Raw genomic sequence first — 789 nt, 5'->3', positions numbered from 1 at the left:
GCCGTGCTGGGCGGGGACGGGGGTGGTTTTGACGTACTGGTGTGCCAGTGGCAGCAGGGGTACTTTCATGCCGATCAGTTCGCCGACCTTGGCGCCCCAGAACCCGGCGCAGGAGACCACGATGTCCGCTTCGATGACGCCGTCGGGGGTCCGGACGCCGGTGACGCGGCGGTTTTCCTGTTCGATGCCGGTCACTGCGGTGTTGCCGATGTACTTCACGCCGGCGGCTTCGGTGCGTTTGATCAGCAGCTGCACCGCACGCGCGGCGGACGCGAGCCCGTCGGTGGGCACGTGCAGGCCGCCGAGGATGTCGTCGTCGTTCAGGAGCGGGTAGAGCTCCTTGCATTCTTCGCGGGAGAGGATCCTGCCCTCGATGCCCCACGATTGGGCGTAGCCGAGCTTGCGCTTCAAATCCGCGAGCCGGGTTTCGGTGGTCGCGACCTCGAGGCCGCCGACCTGGTTGAAGCAGGAGACGCCGTCTTCGGTGAGGGAGAGGAGTTTCTCGACCGTGTATTTGGCGAAGAGGGCCATGGACTTGGACGGGTTGGTCTGGAACACCAGGCCGGGGGCGTGCGAGGTGGACCCGCCCGGCATGTTCAGCGGGCCCTGGTCCAGGACCGTGATGTTGTTCCAGCCCCGGGTGACGAGTTCATCGGCGAGGTTGGTGCCCACGATCCCGGCTCCGATAATGACAATACGTGGCGACGATTCCATAAAAGGGTTCTCCTGCAAATTCTCTACAAAGACTGGCGGTGCGGGGCGGTGCGGTGCCCCGGGTGCGGGTGGGGG

Annotated in this window: 1 protein-coding gene; it reads right to left on the bottom strand. The window is 65.5% G+C overall.

Features of this window, described 5'->3' with window-relative positions; all coding sequences use genetic code 11:
- A partial coding sequence (locus G205_RS20440; protein WP_009359711.1) for an NAD(P)/FAD-dependent oxidoreductase occupies positions 1–714 on the bottom strand: 714 nt, incomplete at its 3' end.
- Positions 715–789: the final 75 nt, after the last annotated feature.

Origin of the sequence: Arthrobacter nitrophenolicus (genome assembly GCF_000332815.1) — a bacterium.
Lineage (GTDB): Bacteria > Actinomycetota > Actinomycetes > Actinomycetales > Micrococcaceae > Arthrobacter > Arthrobacter nitrophenolicus.
This window is presented reverse-complemented; position numbering and strand designations above follow the sequence as displayed.